Here is a 16,391-nt window from a genome sequence, read left to right as displayed (position 1 = left end):
TCACCTTTTAATAAGTGTAGGGTGTACAAACAAACTTGCAAATCCTCTCCTTTTAGCATTATGAAGTGCTAGTAATACAGGAGATATTTCTTTTTCCATACCCTCTATATGATAATTCTTTTTATATGCTGTGTATGATATTCCAACAGATATTGTATATTTGATTATAACGCCGTTATATTCAAGTTCATTTTTATCAACAAAACCTCTTATTTCTTCAATCTTCTTATCATATAATTTTATATTCATTCTATTGAAAGCAACCATAAACTGATTATTATCAAATCTTGCCAGAATATCTTCTCTTCTTGTTGTTTTTTTAAGAACCTCTGTAAACTTAAGCATTATTTCTTCAGCGGCTATGATTCCATATTCGCTTATAATACTGTCAAGTCCGTCTATACAAAAGCATGCAAGCACTATAGTTTCTTCATGCCTTACTGTTTCATAAAGAAGTCTTGTAAACTGCTCATAAAACTCTTTTTTATTCCAAAGCCCTGTTTCTAAATCTACATTAAGTATATCATCGTATTTTTTCTGGGCATCTTTATATGACTGATAATTTCTATTGGAAACTTCTGTCATATCAGCTAAAGAATTCTGAAGATAATCTGCCTGTTTAATTAATTTCTGATGTTCTAAGTAAAGTCTTCTGTATTTCAAACAGCTATTAACCCTTACTACAAGCTCCATCTCATCAAATGGAATAAATATAAGTCCGTCAATACCTAAATTTATAGCTTCCTCTATGAACTCCATTTTTCTATACGGCGTACTTAAAAGAATTACAGGAGTTCCTTTAGTAGATTCCTGATTTTTAAAAGTATCAAGAAGCTGCAAACCTTGCGAGTCACCTATGTCGGCATCCAAAAGTATTAAATCCAATGTACTTTCATTAGAAATATTAACTGCCTGAGATCTGGATTTTGTTGCTATCGGATTATAATGTCTTCCTCTTAATAGATCAACAAACCTGTCTAAAAGGTCTGCTCTATGCTCTACTACTAAAATATTTTCATTCATAATTAATTACATCTTCAAAATATATAAATTCTTATATTAAAGTATCGTAAATTTGTAGAATTTATTAAATAAAAAATAGGTATGAAAATGTAAAAGATATATTATATTTATAAGATTAATTATTATAATTTATTTTGACAAATTTTATTTATGTTTATATAATCTAGTAAAAATATGGATACATATATGAATTTAGATAAAATTATAGAAAACTCATTAGAATCAAATGCAGATGATTATTGTTATAAAAATAATACAGAAAGCAGTTACTATATATTTAATAAAGACTGCAGGGAAGGTTTAAAAAAAATACCTGATAACAATATAGATTTCATAGTAACAGACCCTCCATATTTTATTGACGGAATGGATAATAATTGGAATGACGGAGAATTAAAAAGAAGAAGTAAATATTCCAATGTGATAGGCGGAATACCAGCCGGAATGAAATTTGACAGAAAACAAGGTGAAAACCTTCAGAAATTTTTAGAGCCTATATGTTTGGATTTTTTTAGAATATTAAAGCCCGGCGGATTTTGTATAATATTTTCTCAAGGAAGATTGTATCATAGAACGGCTATGGCTTTAGATTTAGCAGGTTTTGAAATTAGAGATTTAATGGCTTGGAAATATGAGGGACAGGCTAAAGCATTTTCTCAGGATCATTTTATAAAAAGAGATAAAAATAAAACAGAAGAAGAAAAAGAAAAACTCATTGCTGAACTTAGAGGGCTTAAAACTCCTCAGCTTAAACCACAAATGGAGCCTATGGTGCTAGCACAAAAACCGAGAGAAGGAACATTCGTTGAAAATTGGGAAAAATATCAAGTAGGTTTAATGAATACAAATGAATCTTTAGACGGTAAATTCCCAGGTACTGTTATGGAAGTTTCTAAAAATATAAGAAAAAATGAAACAGATGAAAAGATTGAACATATGACTGTAAAACCAGTGCATTTAATTTCACATCTGATTAGACTTTTTACAAAAGAAGGTCAAACAGTATTAGATCCTTTTGTAGGAAGCGGCTCTCATGCAATTGCTGCTGTTATGAATAATCGTAATTTTATAGGATATGAAATAGAAAAAAAATATTTTGATATCGCCAAAAACAGATTAGAAAAAGAAGTTTATCAAAAATCACTTTTTTAATATTTTTCTAAGCAACTGCAATAATTTTTCTAAAACTTCTTCTGAGGCATTATTTATAAATTTTTCTACAATTCTAAATCCATCTTTTGTATTAGCAACTCCAATAACTCTTCCTGTCTTATCATAAATCCATTTATTTCTATCAGGTCTGTTGCAAATTTGACATTGAGGAATAATATTTCCTTCCTCTAAAGGCAAAGCAGGATTCATATGTCCTTTATGTAAACTTACTTTAACACCTTTTCTAAATAAATGCTCATCACCTTCTTTTGAACCGCAGCTGGCACAGCGATAATTATAAAGCCCTTTTATTTTTTCCCAATCGCCTGAAAATCCTTCTCTCCTTTCTGAAGAAAAAGCAGGATACGGATTTTCTAAATCTATGAGTTTATAAGATCCAGAGGGGATATTGTATCTGCTATCTCCCCTAGTTCCTGAAACTATATTAAAACCGCTTTGCATAGATAAATGTCTTGCCTGCTGTACATCATTAACATCTGGATAATACTGTTTTATAAAATCTGTCAATTCTGACTTTGATACTATATCTGTATTCGGATAATTTTTTGCTAATCTAAGCAAAACCAAAGCATTTTTAGTATATCCATTCTTATCTTTTAAAGATGGTAGTTTAACCCATTTATCAGAAAGATATTTATTATAATTATCTGTTATAATTCTCCATATTTTTTCTATTTCTCTATCATTCATTTTTTATCCTTAATTACTAATATATTATGAAAATCGGATTTTTTATAATTTAACTTTTATAATTTTTTAATAGATCCAAAATTATGCTTGCAGAACTTCTAATCTTTGATATACTCTATATACTAAAAAATATTTTTACTTTTCACATAATATCAACAGGAGAGAGTATGCTTAAGAAAATTATCTCAAATATCCTAAAAGAGGCTTTAAAAGAATATTTAAAAAATACTGATATTGAAAATATAGAATCTTATATAGAAATAGGATATGCAGTAGATGATAAATTCGGTGATTATGCTTGCCCTGCTGCTATGAGACTTGCTAAATTATTAAAGAAAAACCCTTTAGAGATAGCAAATGAAATAGCTGAAAAAATAGATAAAAAATATTTTGAAAAAATAGAAGTGGCAAAACCTGGATTCATTAATTTAACTCTTTCAAATAATTATATAAATGAATGCATAAATGATCTTTTAAATAATAATAACTACGGAAAAAATACAGCAGAAGATAAAAAAAAGATATTAATAGAATATGTAAGTGCTAATCCTACAGGTCCGCTTCATATAGGTCATGGAAGATGGGCTGCTATAGGAAGTGCATTATCTAATATACTTAAATATGCAGGACATGAAGTTTATCAGGAGTTTTATGTTAATGATGCTGGAGAGCAGATAACTAAATTAAATGAGAGTGTCAAGGCTGTGAAAGAAGGAAGAGAAATTCCTGAAGACGGTTATCATGGAGAGTATATAAAGGAAGTTGCTAAACAAGACGGAGTACCTAAAGACATTATATTAGAGAGTCAAAAAAAACTTCTTGAAAGATTCGGTACACACATGGACAATTATGCTTCCGAGTTAAAAATACGAGAAGGCGGAGAATTAGAAAAAACTATGGACTTTCTTGACAAAGAAGGGCTTTTATTTGAAGAGGATAATGCTGTTTGGTTTAGAAGCACTAAATACGGTGATGATAAAGACAGAGTAGTTAAAAAAAGTAACGGAACATACACATACTTCGCTCCTGATATTACATATCATAAAAATAAAATCGATAGAGGGTATCATTATTTAATAGATATACTAGGTGCTGATCATCATGGTTATGTACCTAGAATTACTGCTGCTGTTAGGGCGGTTAGTAAGGATACTGCTTCTTTGAAAGTTATACTAGGACAGTTAGTTCGTCTTTACAGGGGAAATGAACTTGTTAGAATGAGTAAAAGAACTGGGGATATGATTAGTCTTGAAGATGTTATAGATGAGATAGGTGTTGATCCTACTAGATATTTCCTTCTTATGCGTTCTTATTCTAGTTCGCTTGATTTTGATTTGGAGCTTGCTAAGAAAAAGGATAATGATAATCCTGTTTATTATGTTCAATATGCTTATGCTAGAATTTGCAATATTTTCTTCAAATTAGAAGAAAAAAATATGTCTTATGATGATAATAAGTCTTTTGATATTTCACAAATTGCTGATGAAAGCTCTTTAAAACTTGCTAAAATAATACTAAGATTTCCTGATGAAATAAATGAAGCGGCTAAATCTTTAGAAGTTTATACTCTTATTAATTATACTTATGAAATAGCCGGTGCATTGCATAGATTCTACTATGACAATATTGTACTAGAAGAAAATGAAGAAATAAGGCAGGAGAGACTCACTCTAATTAAAGCTGTTAAAAAAATACTTGGTATATGCTTTGATATAATAGGAATAACTAAAATAGAGAGAATGTGGTCTGAAGAATAATTATATATTCTTTAAATTTAAAAAAACTTGGGTTAGCAGCTAATAAATTCTAATTAGGTTATAAAAAAATAAAAGTTAATAATAGAACTTTAAATATAAAGGTTTGCCAAATATAATTAAGTTTTAAAACTTTATTATCAATACCCCACCCTCTATACTTTTCAATACTCCAATATATTTTTATGCCGTTTTTCTTTAAAACTTTTTATGTAATTACAGCACCCACCCAAACTAATTTAAATTTATAGCCTATCAACCGCACGGTAAATGAAACAAAAAATATAAATTCATTAACAATACAATTTTTGCTATGTTTTAAAATTTATTTTGCGTGCGTTGTAAAGATTTAAAACCTAATCAAAACTTGGGCGGGCGTTAATAAATTAGAGAAAATATAAAAACAAATAAAATCTTAATTTTAAAATAAAACAATAAGCCTAGAGGGTGGGAACTAGAATAAAGTAAAAAATTTAAAAACTTTTTCTCGCTCCCCGCCCTTTATTCTTTATTACTTTACTTTGAATTTTTACTTTATATTGCTTTATTATTTAAATTACATTTATTAGCACCCGCCCAGACTAATTTAAATTTATAGCCTATCAACCGCACGGTAAATGAAACAAAAAATATAAATTCATTAACAATACAATTTTTGCTATGTTTTAAAATTTATTTTGCGTGCGTTGTAAAGATTTAAAACCTAATCAAAACTTGGGCGGGCGTTAATAAATTAGAGAAAATATAAAAACAAATAAAATCTTAATTTTAAAATAAAACAATAAGCCTAGAGGGTGGGAATGAGAATAAAGCCAAAAAATTAAAAAAATTTTCTCACTTCCCGCCCTTTAGAATTCATTACTTCACTTTTAATTTTAGTTTTACACTGTTTTATTATTTAACTTACACCTATTAGCACCCACCCAAGTTTTATTTAAATTTATAGCTTATACACCGCACGATTGATGGTACTATAGTTGTTAATCAATATACAATTAAAGAAAAAATTATATATTATAATCTGCTTACCGTGCGTTAATTAATACAAATATTTTTGCTATAATAAGAAATAATTTTATACAATTCCTTGATTTTTTAACTAAAATGTTATAGCCTATTATTAGTAATAAAATATAGGGGTGATTACTATGGGCAAAAAACTTCCTCTAATCATTTTAAGCAGTACAATCATCACAGTTTCGGCAGCTTTAATAGTATTAAAAAGAAGAAATAGCAATGGCGAGTTTTTTATAAAAAGTTATGACGGAAAATTTGCTTTTATATTTGATAATGAATGGAAATTATCTAAAGAAAAAAATGAGCTTAATGAAAACTCTAATTTAGAAGCTATAAATAATAAAAAAGGCGTATGTTTTATAATGTTCTCTAAATCTAAAGAGGAATTAAATAATATAAGCTTGGAAGAATATAATACAAATATTTTAAATGGAATGAATGGCGAAAATATTATATCTTCTAGTAAAATAGAAGTTAATAATAAAGAAATGTATATAACAGAATTTGATTCATATTATGAAAATACATTAGTTCATTATCTTTTATATACACTAGAAACAAAAAATTATTATCATCAGGTTATGGTTGCTTTGATAAGAAATGATTATAAAAGACAATATAAACAGATTAATAATATTTTATCTACAATAAGAGAATTATAATATAAAACTTTAAATGAAAAAGATAGTATTAATATTTCTATTTAGTATTTATACAATAGCTGCAGCCGAACAGAAAATATTTGTATCTACAAAATTAAAAGGAAGTAATTTAAGAAAAGAAATTCTCAAATGGGTAAAAAATGAAGCTGCAAATAATAAATTCAGCAGTTATGATAATGGACTAGTATATTTATTTTTTGTATCTAATAATGTTATAAACAATAATTCTCTATGTTTTGATATAAGCTTTCATTTAGAATACGACAAATTTATAGTAAATTTTTCTAATATAAAACTTTTAGATAATAATACAGGAAATACTAAGGATTTAAAATTCAGCATTTGGGATACCCTCACTAACAGTGGCTGGTTCAAAGAATATAATGAAATAATATCCAATATCATAGAAGAGCTTGAGAATATAGTAAGCTGATGATTTTTTAAATATCAATACCTAAAAACTGCTTTACCAAAAGACCTATTAAAAAACTTATCGCAGCAACTGTTAAACTAATCCCAGCCATCTCAATGAATCTTTTTTTAAAAGGAAGACTTTTAGCAACAGATATATAGTATGTAAAGAAAAATATTATAAATACAACTATACAAAGCATAGTAATCAAAGCATATAAATAATGATTACTCGGAAAAATAAGATAAGGCAGTATTAAGAGTGTTACCGTTATTAAATACATTATTCCTGTATATGAACATGATTTAAAAGCATTTTTATCGCCTTCGGCTTTAGCAGATAAATACTCAGAAGAAGCCATTGATAATGTGGCAGAAATACCTGTTATAATACCAGATAATGCCACTAATTTGTTATTTTGCAAAGCGAAACTTAAACCTGCTAATGTACCGCTTATCTCTACTAAAGCATCGCTTAAACCTAAAACCATAGAACCTGCATATTTAAGCCTGTCCTCATCTAGTATAGATATAAGTCTATTTTCATGCTCATCTTCATCAAAAGCTATTTTTTTAGCATCAGGTACTTCTGATACTATTCTTGAATAAATATTCTCAGCGTTCTTTTCACCGCCTTCCATTATCTTTATTACAAATGTATATCCTAAGAGAAAACTTAATATAAAATATTTTAATACCTTTAATTTTTGAGGCTTTAATTTTTTATTTGTATATTTCTCTAGTATTTTTGAGTGAGCATACTCTTCTTTTGCAATATTTTCTAATACTCTTTTATCATCTTCTTTTTTTACAAATTTTACAAGATTCAAATAAACGGCATGCTCCGTTACCTCATTTTGCTGCATCTCTAATAAAAGCTTCATAGTGTTTTTAGAAATATTATTATTCATTTTATTTTCCAATAGTATATTTTTATTTTATATTATATAACAATATGAAATAAAAATATACCAATAAATTAATTTTTAATATAGACTCTATTTTTATAAAAATAAACAATCAATGCAGCAAATATTGTAAGAATCATTCCTATTACAGAATAAATGTCCACTTTTTCTTTAAATAAAAATACACTGAAAATATATGAAAATATTACTCCTGTATAATTATATATACTTACAGCAGAAACAGGTGCTTTTTTATATGCTACAGTTAAAAAGAACTGTCCAAATCCCGCAAATATTCCTATAAGCAAAAGTAATAACACTTCAAGCAAATTAGGAATAACAAAACTTTTCACAAAGAATAATGAAAATACACATGAAAACAAAGAAAAATAAAATATTATTAAAGAGCTGCTCTCTTTTCCTTTTAGAGAACCTATTATAGCATAAGAAATACCGGCAAACATGGCAGCAGACAAAGCCACTACAGCAGGAAATACATTTGAATTCATAGACGGCTTTATTATAAATACAGATCCTATTGCAGCAATAATCATTCCAAGCCACTGTATTTTCAAAACCTTTTCTTTAATTAAAATAAAAGCAAAAAAACTAGACCAAAAAGGCGATGTTTTCTGAAGTACGGATGCATCGGCAAGAACCATATTATTAGTAGCATAAAAATAGCATATAATACCTAAATATCCAGAAATACTTCTGCATACTATTGATAAAATATTGCTTTTACTAGGAAATAGTTTTTCTTTATCTCTAATCATAACAAAGGCACTTATAAACAATGTTATAAAGTTACGGGCAAAAACCTGCTCCATTACTGGTATATTTGAGCCTGAAATTTTTACTGCTATCTCCATTATACTAAACGAAAGAGCAGAAAATATTATAAATAAAGAACCTAATTTTATATTATTATTTGAATCATTAATCATAGTTATTTGCTTTTTGGTTCATGATTGTCGGAAAATATTATATTAAAATGATCTAAAAATCAATAATTGTAATGTACTTCTTTCAAAATTACTTAACAAGATTGTATATAATATTTTATATGCTGTACAAATTATTATTTTAGTATACCAATATTCATTCTCTAAGCGTATCTGAACTTGTCTAGGATATAGATTTTCTAAGCAAGCGAGGCATACATAGTAAAAAATAAGTTTGCAGCACCAAATACAACTACTGAGTATTACCAACAACTAATAAATAAAATTATATAAATTAATTCATATTCTATAGGCAATTAAAACAATATTGTTGATAAAATGTTAATAAATAATAAAAAAATATTAACATTGCAAACAAATTTATATTTTATAAAAATTCTGAATTTCATTATAAAATTTATTGTTTTTATATATTTTAATATTTGTTAATATCAACATAGTTATCAACATTATATTTATATATTTTTTCTATTTTCTTCTTATATGCAATAAATTATCAACATATCAACATCTTAATAATAATAAAAAATTTATTTAAAAATTTAAATATATAATATTATTATATAAAAGAAATCTTCATATATTCAAAATTTGAATTTGAAAAAATAAAAATATAATGAATTCAATTATTTTAATAATGTTAATAACTTGTTTATAATGTTAATAACTTAAAATAAAAATACTGTATAAATTTTACTATAAAATTTAATAAAAGAATTTATAATATAAATTTAAATTATGAATTCAAATTTTGAATTTATTTTATAAAATTGGCATTTTTAATAATTTTATGTTATAATAAGTAAAAATATTATGTTTATTTCAGGCGTATTATGAAACAAAATTTTTATATAAACAATAAATTAAAAGATTTAATTTCAAATATAATTTACGATGTTCAAAATTATAATAATATAATATCCAAATACATAGATATAGAAAGATGTGCCAATAATTATTGCAGCGAAGCAAGAGCAACAATAGTAAGACAATCTCTTCTAATAAATAGAACTATGGAAGCTTTAAATGATTTTAATGATATAAACTCTGATTCTTTTAAACTCAATATGAATTTTGAAAATATATCTGTTATTATAAATGAAGCTTTAGATGATATATTTGATTTGTTTAAATCTAAAAGAATTAAAATGACATTAAATGATAAAATATTGAAAGAATGCATAGTTTTAATGGATAGGGATAAGATAAAAAGAAGTATTCTTAATGTATTTACCTTTATTTACAATATAATAAAAGTGAATACATCGATGGATATAACATATAATTTAATTGATTATGATGATGATAAAGAATTTTTATTAATAAATGGAATTGACAATATAAGTAAAAAAGATGAGAAAACGCTTGATTTGAATGAAGAATGCATAGATATATCTATAACATTTAAAAGCGATGATATACCTGATGATATAAAAAGAATGCTTTTTAAAACGCCTTTAATATCTTATGATAATTTCAATTTTAATAATTTATATCTGTATACTGCCTATAGAACAATAAAAGAACATTATGGTAATATATGGTTTGAATCAGTGAAAAATGAGCAGAGAATCAATATAATATTACCGGCTAAGAATAAGTTATGAATTATGTATTAGGATATATTCTCTTAATTGCCTATTTATTTTCTTTTATAATAGGTTTTTCTTCAATACTTTTTTCTATTATTTATTATATAATAGAAAGAGTTGCATGGCTTAAATATTATATAGTATTTTTATTCACTTTTTCTCTTCTTCTTATGATAAGGGCTGTAAAAATTTTAAGTTTTTTAACAGTTCCTTATTTCATGTCTAATAATATATTTAATACATTATACTTTTTTAGTTTTTCTGTAGCTATGTCACTTATGCTTTATTTTATACCGGCATTTTTATATAGATTTTTAAATATAAAATGGAATTTAAAACAAAATATTATATATATAACTATATCAATAATTCATTTTATTTTGAGTATATTAGGAATATTGATAAAGTTTGATATTTATATTATAAGCGGCATTATTTTTTATATTTCTATAATCGTAATATTTATAATAGGTGCAGTGAACTATAAGAATATAAAAGACAAGACGGTAAAATTAATAGTAAAGATACTTGGACTTATAACTATAATAATATATCCAGTTCTTATATATCAGCTTATTATTTACCGAATTGAAGCAGCTGATATAGGTTCTATGGATATTACATTGGTATTATTTTATATATGGTGGAATTTAGTTATGCTTGGTTATTTATCTTGGTATTTTATCAATATTCTCAATAATAAAATATCAAACTCAAGTAATAATATTAATAGTGAAAATGCTATAGAAGATGATGTTAATTATAATAATACAGAAAAAATAGATGTAAATTTAACTAAGAGAGAGAAAGAGATATTATCATATCTTCTCGATGGTAAAACTAATAAAGAGGTATCATTAATATTGAGTATATCTCTTAATACGGTAAATAATCATGTAGCTAATATATATGAGAAATCAGGAGTAAAGAATAGGGTAGAATTAGTAAATAAGTTTTCTAAAAAATAGGCTTAAATTATGTATATAATTACTTGTTTATGATAACTTAATTTTAAAAAAATAGTAAGGATAATACTTACTATTTTTAAGATTAGATTAAAAAAACAACTAGACGATAATAGAGTTCTATTATTCTATAGGCATAGAATCTATTATAGAATTAGCTAAAGAGTTTAACACCTCTTCTCTTAATGCACCATCTTGCATATATAATTCCAATCTTTTTTTAGCTTCTGCGATTTTTTCTTCTCTTACATCTGGAGCTTCTTTGATGATGTTAATTAATTTTTCATTTTGCAAAGCTAATCTTGATTCATTAGAAATTTCTATTCTATCTGAACCCATTTTAGAAACTTTTTCATTATACTTAATATTAGATTTTTGTTGTATATTTGATGTGCCGCCTATTTTATCAATTGTCATAGTCTGACTCCTTACATAGATTATTTTCGGCATTAGCCTTGCATACTTTAGATTTTCTATTATCTATTATAATACAAAATTCTCCTTTAGTTAGTATACTACCATCTATAAAAAAATCAAGGATATTTTTAGCTTCTGATCTGATTATTTGCTCAAATTGTTTGGTAATTTCTCTTCCGATAACAATATCCGTTTTTTCTCCGAATATGTTAACAATATCCTCTATGCATTCTTTAACTCTATAAACAGATTCATATATTACTATTATTGTTTTTTGATTATTGTATAATTCTTTTAATTGATTTCTTCTTTTTCCTGATTTATTAGAAAGAAATCCTACGAATAAAGTATTGCCTGAAATACCTGAAACTGATAATAAAGAAGTAAATGCTGATATTCCTCCTACAGGAACTATTTTTATATTTTTTTCTATAGCTAATTTTATGATGCTTACACCCGGATCGCTTATACATGGAGTTCCTGCATCGCTAACTATGGCAGCTGAGTTTCCATTTAATATTTCATTTATATATTCATTGATTCTATATTCAGATGAATGGCTATGATAAGAAAATAATTTATTTTTTATATTATAGAAGTTAAGGAGTTTTAGTGCTACCCTTGTATCTTCAGCCAATATAAAGTCAACATTTCTAAGTATTTTCAAAGCTCTTATAGTTATATCTTCCATATTTCCTATAGGAGTAGCAACTACATATATGACACCATTTTCCACTATATTTTTATTATTGCCATGATTTATTATTTCTTCTACGAACTCTTCATCAGTTTTTATATCATCATTATTAATCATTTTTTTATTATTATTTTTAATAGTTATTCTCCATTATTTATTTATCTCTATTATATATTAAAGTTTTTATTAATACAATAATACTATAATAAAATGTTTCACATGAAACATTTTGACGCACGGTTATTAGACAAATAATATATTAGGCATGTTTTTATATATTCATTTTTAATGTATGTATTTTTTAATCGTGCGTTTGGTTTGGGGTGGGCGGGCGGGCTTAATAATTTTCTTTAATTAATAAAATTATATCTGAAAGCTAATATCGTCATATTAATAATTAATTTTTTAGTAAATAAAATGTTTCATGTGAAACATTTTTGTATTTAAGTAAATCACTATTAATTACGATATTTAGCATCAAATAAATTTAAAACAATATTTTATTTTAAGTGCTTTAATATGTTTTAAAACTTGTAAAATATATTAATTAATATAAAATTGTTGATATGAATATAAAAGAAAAAATTATTAATATAAAAAGAAAATTAATAAAAAGAAAAGATATACTATTTTCTGTTATAGTATCTTTTATACTGCATATATTTTTATTCAGCTTTATAAACACTTCTATAATGCAGGAAGTGTTTGCTTATGAAAAGGCTAAAAAAGAAGCAGAGGAAAGATATAAAAAAGATGATTATATGTTCTTGGTGGAAACCCCTGAAATAGAAGAGGAAGAGAGTAAAGAAGATACTCCTTTTGCCTCTGACAAAACATTAAGATCCAAAGGTCAGACAGATGTTAAGCCTTCAAAAGTATTTTCTGATACTTCAGTATTTTCTTTTTTGGGAGACGGAGCAAATAGCCCTATAATAGAAAGAAGACCTACAGAAAATATTAAGCCTAATAATAATCAAAATCAAAATAGAGAAAAAAAAGAATTAGGAAAGGATATATCCAGAGATAATGTAGAGACTTATAAACCTAAAAATCCTGGAATTAAAGGTGATACTAAAATACCTGCATCATTTGAAGAAGGTGCTGACAGAGCTGTTGTATTTTCAAGCGAAACAGGAAGTATGCAGCTTGGTACTAAGGCACAGGAATATTTTTGGTATTTCTATGCATTGGTTGGATCTATAAGAGATTCTTGGTATCTTACTATACCTAATCAGGCTCATTATTTGGGACTTATAAGAACTGATGAGGTTGAAGTTTTACTTTCTATAGATGAAGAAGGAAATATAGAATTTGAAAAGTTTTTGAAAACTTCTATATTTGGTCAGACTAGTCTTGATAATTCATGTTCAAAGGCTGTTGAATATGCCAAAAAATTAAAGCCTCCGCCTCAAGGTTTATGGAATGATTATGCTGAAAATGGAAAGATTTATATTCCTTTCAAATTTATATATCAAAATTTCAGCAGGGATTAATTATATAAATATTTTATTTTTTAATTTTAAATACCGCACGCAGAATGATATAAAAAATATATATTAATTTTGAATTATAATCGAAACAATAAATAAAACTTTGTTCATCGTGCGTTGAGTTATTTTTATAAAATTTATAATTAGTTTTTAATTATTATAAAACTAAAAGTAAATAATGCAGTATGTAAATAGGCTTTAAAATCTAATTACATATCCCGCCCTTTAGAAATTATTACTTAACTTTAAATTTTAGCTTTGTATTATTTTGTCATTTAATTTACACCTATTAGCACCCGACCAAGTCTTTTTTAAATTTTTAATCTATAAACATTTTATTATACTTATTAGTTATAAAAAAGTAATAATTTATAATAATATAATTGACAATTTTTATATAAATACTATAATATAGAACAATAAATTTGCTGCTTATACTATAGTGCATAATTCAAAAGTTTGTACTTTATACAGATTTTAATGCATTATAAACATATGAAGTTAATATTAAAAAAGTATTAGAAGCAGCTTACTATGGAAATGATGTCAACTTTTAATTAATATATTCTAATCATAGTTTTCCCCAAGTGTTATTAATATAATACTTGGGGTTTTTTATAAATTACTAATTTTAGTTTTTGGCTGGTGGGTAGGATAATTAGATTTAAAAATAAAAAAGGCTTACTATTATATTAATTATAACAGCAAGCCTAAAAAATATATAACTTTTTAATTAGGGTTATCAGAAGATTCATTTTTTATACCTGTCAGTGATTCTTCTATAGTAGCAGCTGAAGAATCTTTATCTTCACCTATAACAGATTTTGCCAGATTCTTTATTTTTTCGCTTGCAGATGAATCAGCTAATGTTTTTATAGCATCATACATATTTCCTGTAGGTGCAGATTCTTTATATAAATTAATTATTTCTACAGTGATAGCTTCTGAATTATCATTTTTAAGTCTGTATATAAGAAGTTCTTCTATTTCAGGTTCAGATTTATAATTAGATAGTGCCTTAATAGCATAAATTCTTACAGAATCGCTGTCATTTTTAGCAGCTTCTATTATATCTTTTTTTACATCTCCATAAGCACTATATTCAGGAAGTACATATATAACTCTGGCAGTAATTTCAGGTAAATCTTCGGCAAGAAGTTTCTGAAGTATCTCATAATTTTCAGCACTAGGATAAGCCCCCAATGCAACAACCCCCATATATCTAACCAAAGCAGGCTCCCCGGCATTCTGAGCTGCATTCTGACAAATCTTCTCACCTTTAGTATTCTTAGTTTCGCTGAAATATCTTAATATCTCAACCTTAGTGCTTGAAGCAGCAGTATTATTTGTATATATTTCTAGTAAATAATCCGCAGCCATCTCTGATTTTATAGCCCCCAAAGCATTAACCATACTATCTAATACAAGCCCAGAAGCATTAGAAATTTCAGACATTATAGGTACTTCATATTGAATATCCGGATAAATTGAGCATAAATAATAAGCATCTTTTCTTACATTATCATTTTCATCTTTAATAGCATATTCTATTACAGCTTTTGCATTATCATTTTTATTTTGCTTAAAGAAATTAATAATCTCGCTTTTAACTCTATTATTCTTTTCTTCAGGATAATGATTAGCAAGCATTGCAATATCAGCTTCATTTTTAGTTCTTTTTATTTTAGCTATAGTTGATATTTTTTGTGTAGGAGTTCCATATTTAAAAGCTTTTTCATATTCAGGATTTATAAGCCCTAATGAAGTATTAGTTGAAATACTAGGTGCTGCTGTAGGAGCTTCATTTGTAGGACTTTCTGAAAAAGCTTCAAAATTAATAAAAATAGTGAATAATAAAATGCAAATAATAATATTTCTCATAAAATAAAAATTTCCTTAAAGTTTATAATAAAAACCTCCTTTAAAATGTGAATAATAAAGGAGGTTAATTTTACTATTTATTATAATTTAATCAGTTTCCCTGATATGTACTTTCTTTTCTCACATCCAAATTAGAAATATAAGTATTATATTTTACTAAATCTTCATCATTGGCTATTATAACAAACTCATACCTTCTAAGCTCATTTTGAGTAGGATATTCAGGCAAAGCCTCACCAAGAGGACTTTCTATAACTCTTTCTGAAGGAATACCTTTAGCCAATAAGTATGCCTTACCATTTTTAGCTCTTACAACAGAAAGATTGTAATTATAAGGATATGCCTTTCCTCTATTGCTTGTATGTGCCTCTAAAACTATATTCACATTAGGATTCTTCTCTAAAAACTCTATTACCTGATTGAATGACATTTCTACTGTTGCAGGCATATTAGTTTCTACAAATTTGAATACTATTTTTGGAGTAGTTTCTAAAATTCTTCCTCTCTCAGTATCTCTTATTGAAGTATCTACAGGAAGATAAAGCTCTTCAGAACTAGATGTCAATGTTTGAGTATCTGATTCCATACTTGTATCAGCTACCACTTCTTCAGGGTTTGGCTTTTCTTCTTCTACTGCAGGAGGATTGTCTGCTATAACTACATCTTCCGGTGTTGTGTTTGTAGGCGTACTTTTACATGCTATGACAAAGATCAATAAACTAAAAATAAATAAAAGTTTTTTCATT

At 26.1% G+C, this 16,391-nt stretch carries 15 protein-coding genes; 7 read left to right on the top strand and 8 right to left on the bottom strand.

Annotated features, from left to right (window positions below):
• Positions 1-1,023 (bottom strand): GGDEF domain-containing response regulator, encoded by a 1,023-nt coding sequence (locus tag A966_RS01270; protein WP_008721689.1) that lies wholly within the window; start codon positions 1,021-1,023, stop codon positions 1-3.
• A 186-nt stretch (positions 1,024-1,209) separates the two neighbouring features.
• Here A966_RS01270 and A966_RS01265 point away from each other — a divergent pair, with 186 nt between their 5' ends.
• Positions 1,210-2,175: a DNA-methyltransferase gene (locus A966_RS01265; protein WP_008721687.1), complete on the top strand. Its 966-nt coding sequence runs from the start codon at positions 1,210-1,212 to the stop codon at positions 2,173-2,175.
• On the opposite strand, the gene A966_RS01260 is transcribed toward A966_RS01265, so the two are convergent.
• Positions 2,164-2,886: a hypothetical protein gene (locus tag A966_RS01260; RefSeq protein WP_008721685.1), complete on the bottom strand. Its 723-nt coding sequence runs from the start codon at positions 2,884-2,886 to the stop codon at positions 2,164-2,166. The genes A966_RS01265 and A966_RS01260 overlap by 12 nt on opposite strands.
• A gap of 167 nt (positions 2,887-3,053) precedes the next feature.
• Between A966_RS01260 and A966_RS01255 the strand changes: the two genes are divergently transcribed.
• The 3 genes from A966_RS01255 to A966_RS01245 all read left to right on the top strand — a co-directional run bounded on the left by A966_RS01255 (position 3,054) and on the right by A966_RS01245 (position 6,752).
• Entirely contained in the window at positions 3,054-4,643 is a 1,590-nt protein-coding gene (locus tag A966_RS01255) for an arginine--tRNA ligase (protein ID WP_008721683.1), read from the top strand.
• A gap of 1,145 nt (positions 4,644-5,788) precedes the next feature.
• A complete protein-coding gene (locus A966_RS01250; protein WP_008721681.1) occupies positions 5,789-6,319 on the top strand; it encodes a hypothetical protein in 531 nt (176 codons plus the stop codon).
• A 13-nt stretch (positions 6,320-6,332) separates the two neighbouring features.
• Positions 6,333-6,752, top strand: a complete 420-nt coding sequence (locus tag A966_RS01245; protein WP_008721679.1) for a hypothetical protein — start codon at positions 6,333-6,335, stop codon at positions 6,750-6,752.
• Positions 6,753-6,759: 7 nt separating this feature from the next.
• Here the strand turns inward: A966_RS01245 and A966_RS01240 are convergent, their stop codons facing one another.
• A complete protein-coding gene (locus tag A966_RS01240; protein WP_008721677.1) occupies positions 6,760-7,641 on the bottom strand; it encodes a VIT1/CCC1 transporter family protein in 882 nt (293 codons plus the stop codon).
• A 68-nt stretch (positions 7,642-7,709) separates the two neighbouring features.
• Positions 7,710-8,585 (bottom strand): DMT family transporter, encoded by an 876-nt coding sequence (locus tag A966_RS01235; RefSeq protein ID WP_008721675.1) that lies wholly within the window; start codon positions 8,583-8,585, stop codon positions 7,710-7,712.
• An 851-nt stretch (positions 8,586-9,436) separates the two neighbouring features.
• Between A966_RS01235 and A966_RS01230 the strand changes: the two genes are divergently transcribed.
• Together A966_RS01230 and A966_RS13910 are read left to right on the top strand one after the other, a co-directional pair.
• Positions 9,437-10,210, top strand: a complete 774-nt coding sequence (locus A966_RS01230) for an ATP-binding protein (protein WP_008721674.1) — start codon at positions 9,437-9,439, stop codon at positions 10,208-10,210.
• Positions 10,207-11,163, top strand: coding sequence for a helix-turn-helix domain-containing protein (locus tag A966_RS13910; protein WP_008721672.1), 957 nt, complete (start codon positions 10,207-10,209; stop codon positions 11,161-11,163). The genes A966_RS01230 and A966_RS13910 overlap by 4 nt, the downstream gene beginning before the upstream one ends.
• Before the next feature lie 120 nt (positions 11,164-11,283).
• Here the strand turns inward: A966_RS13910 and A966_RS01220 are convergent, their stop codons facing one another.
• Together A966_RS01220 and rsmI are read right to left on the bottom strand one after the other, a co-directional pair.
• Entirely contained in the window at positions 11,284-11,577 is a 294-nt protein-coding gene (locus A966_RS01220; RefSeq protein ID WP_008721670.1) for a flagellar biosynthesis anti-sigma factor FlgM, read from the bottom strand.
• The gene (gene rsmI / locus A966_RS01215; protein WP_008721668.1) at positions 11,567-12,391 is read right to left on the bottom strand and encodes a 16S rRNA (cytidine(1402)-2'-O)-methyltransferase; all 825 of its coding nucleotides are present in this window, start codon (positions 12,389-12,391) and stop codon (positions 11,567-11,569) included. The genes A966_RS01220 and rsmI overlap by 11 nt, the downstream gene beginning before the upstream one ends.
• Before the next feature lie 449 nt (positions 12,392-12,840).
• On the opposite strand from rsmI, the gene A966_RS01210 reads away from it, so the two are divergent.
• Positions 12,841-13,767 (top strand): hypothetical protein, encoded by a 927-nt coding sequence (locus A966_RS01210; RefSeq protein WP_008721667.1) that lies wholly within the window; start codon positions 12,841-12,843, stop codon positions 13,765-13,767.
• Positions 13,768-14,493: 726 nt separating this feature from the next.
• Here the strand turns inward: A966_RS01210 and A966_RS01205 are convergent.
• Both A966_RS01205 and A966_RS01200 read right to left on the bottom strand, forming a co-directional pair.
• Complete coding sequence (locus A966_RS01205; RefSeq protein WP_008721665.1) at positions 14,494-15,645, bottom strand: HEAT repeat domain-containing protein; 1,152 nt, start codon at positions 15,643-15,645, stop codon at positions 14,494-14,496.
• Between the two features lie 91 nt (positions 15,646-15,736).
• Positions 15,737-16,390: an OmpA family protein gene (locus tag A966_RS01200; protein ID WP_008721662.1), complete on the bottom strand. Its 654-nt coding sequence runs from the start codon at positions 16,388-16,390 to the stop codon at positions 15,737-15,739.
• Position 16,391 lies beyond the last annotated feature (1 nt).

The sequence above is a fragment of the Brachyspira hampsonii 30446 genome, assembly GCF_000316195.1.
Taxonomy (GTDB): Bacteria; Spirochaetota; Brachyspiria; order Brachyspirales; family Brachyspiraceae; genus Brachyspira; species Brachyspira hampsonii_C.
Note: the sequence above shows the minus strand (reverse complement) of the source record. Positions and strands in the feature narration are given on the sequence as shown.

What these genes read in the sequence shown, in the direction of transcription:
- A966_RS13910 (WP_008721672.1), top strand. Translation starts at nt 10,207, where the DNA reads ATGAATTATGTATTAGGATATATTCTCTTAATTGCCTATTTATTTTCT.
- A966_RS01260 (WP_008721685.1), bottom strand. Translation starts at nt 2,886, where the DNA reads ATGAATGATAGAGAAATAGAAAAAATATGGAGAATTATAACAGATAAT.
- A966_RS01200 (WP_008721662.1), bottom strand. Translation starts at nt 16,390, where the DNA reads ATGAAAAAACTTTTATTTATTTTTAGTTTATTGATCTTTGTCATAGCA.
- A966_RS01205 (WP_008721665.1), bottom strand. Translation starts at nt 15,645, where the DNA reads ATGAGAAATATTATTATTTGCATTTTATTATTCACTATTTTTATTAAT.
- rsmI (WP_008721668.1), bottom strand. Translation starts at nt 12,391, where the DNA reads ATGATTAATAATGATGATATAAAAACTGATGAAGAGTTCGTAGAAGAA.
- A966_RS01255 (WP_008721683.1), top strand. Translation starts at nt 3,054, where the DNA reads ATGCTTAAGAAAATTATCTCAAATATCCTAAAAGAGGCTTTAAAAGAA.
- A966_RS01210 (WP_008721667.1), top strand. Translation starts at nt 12,841, where the DNA reads ATGAATATAAAAGAAAAAATTATTAATATAAAAAGAAAATTAATAAAA.
- A966_RS01235 (WP_008721675.1), bottom strand. Translation starts at nt 8,585, where the DNA reads ATGATTAATGATTCAAATAATAATATAAAATTAGGTTCTTTATTTATA.
- A966_RS01270 (WP_008721689.1), bottom strand. Translation starts at nt 1,023, where the DNA reads ATGAATGAAAATATTTTAGTAGTAGAGCATAGAGCAGACCTTTTAGAC.
- A966_RS01240 (WP_008721677.1), bottom strand. Translation starts at nt 7,641, where the DNA reads ATGAATAATAATATTTCTAAAAACACTATGAAGCTTTTATTAGAGATG.
- A966_RS01265 (WP_008721687.1), top strand. Translation starts at nt 1,210, where the DNA reads ATGAATTTAGATAAAATTATAGAAAACTCATTAGAATCAAATGCAGAT.
- A966_RS01250 (WP_008721681.1), top strand. Translation starts at nt 5,789, where the DNA reads ATGGGCAAAAAACTTCCTCTAATCATTTTAAGCAGTACAATCATCACA.
- A966_RS01230 (WP_008721674.1), top strand. Translation starts at nt 9,437, where the DNA reads ATGAAACAAAATTTTTATATAAACAATAAATTAAAAGATTTAATTTCA.
- A966_RS01245 (WP_008721679.1), top strand. Translation starts at nt 6,333, where the DNA reads ATGAAAAAGATAGTATTAATATTTCTATTTAGTATTTATACAATAGCT.
- A966_RS01220 (WP_008721670.1), bottom strand. Translation starts at nt 11,577, where the DNA reads ATGACAATTGATAAAATAGGCGGCACATCAAATATACAACAAAAATCT.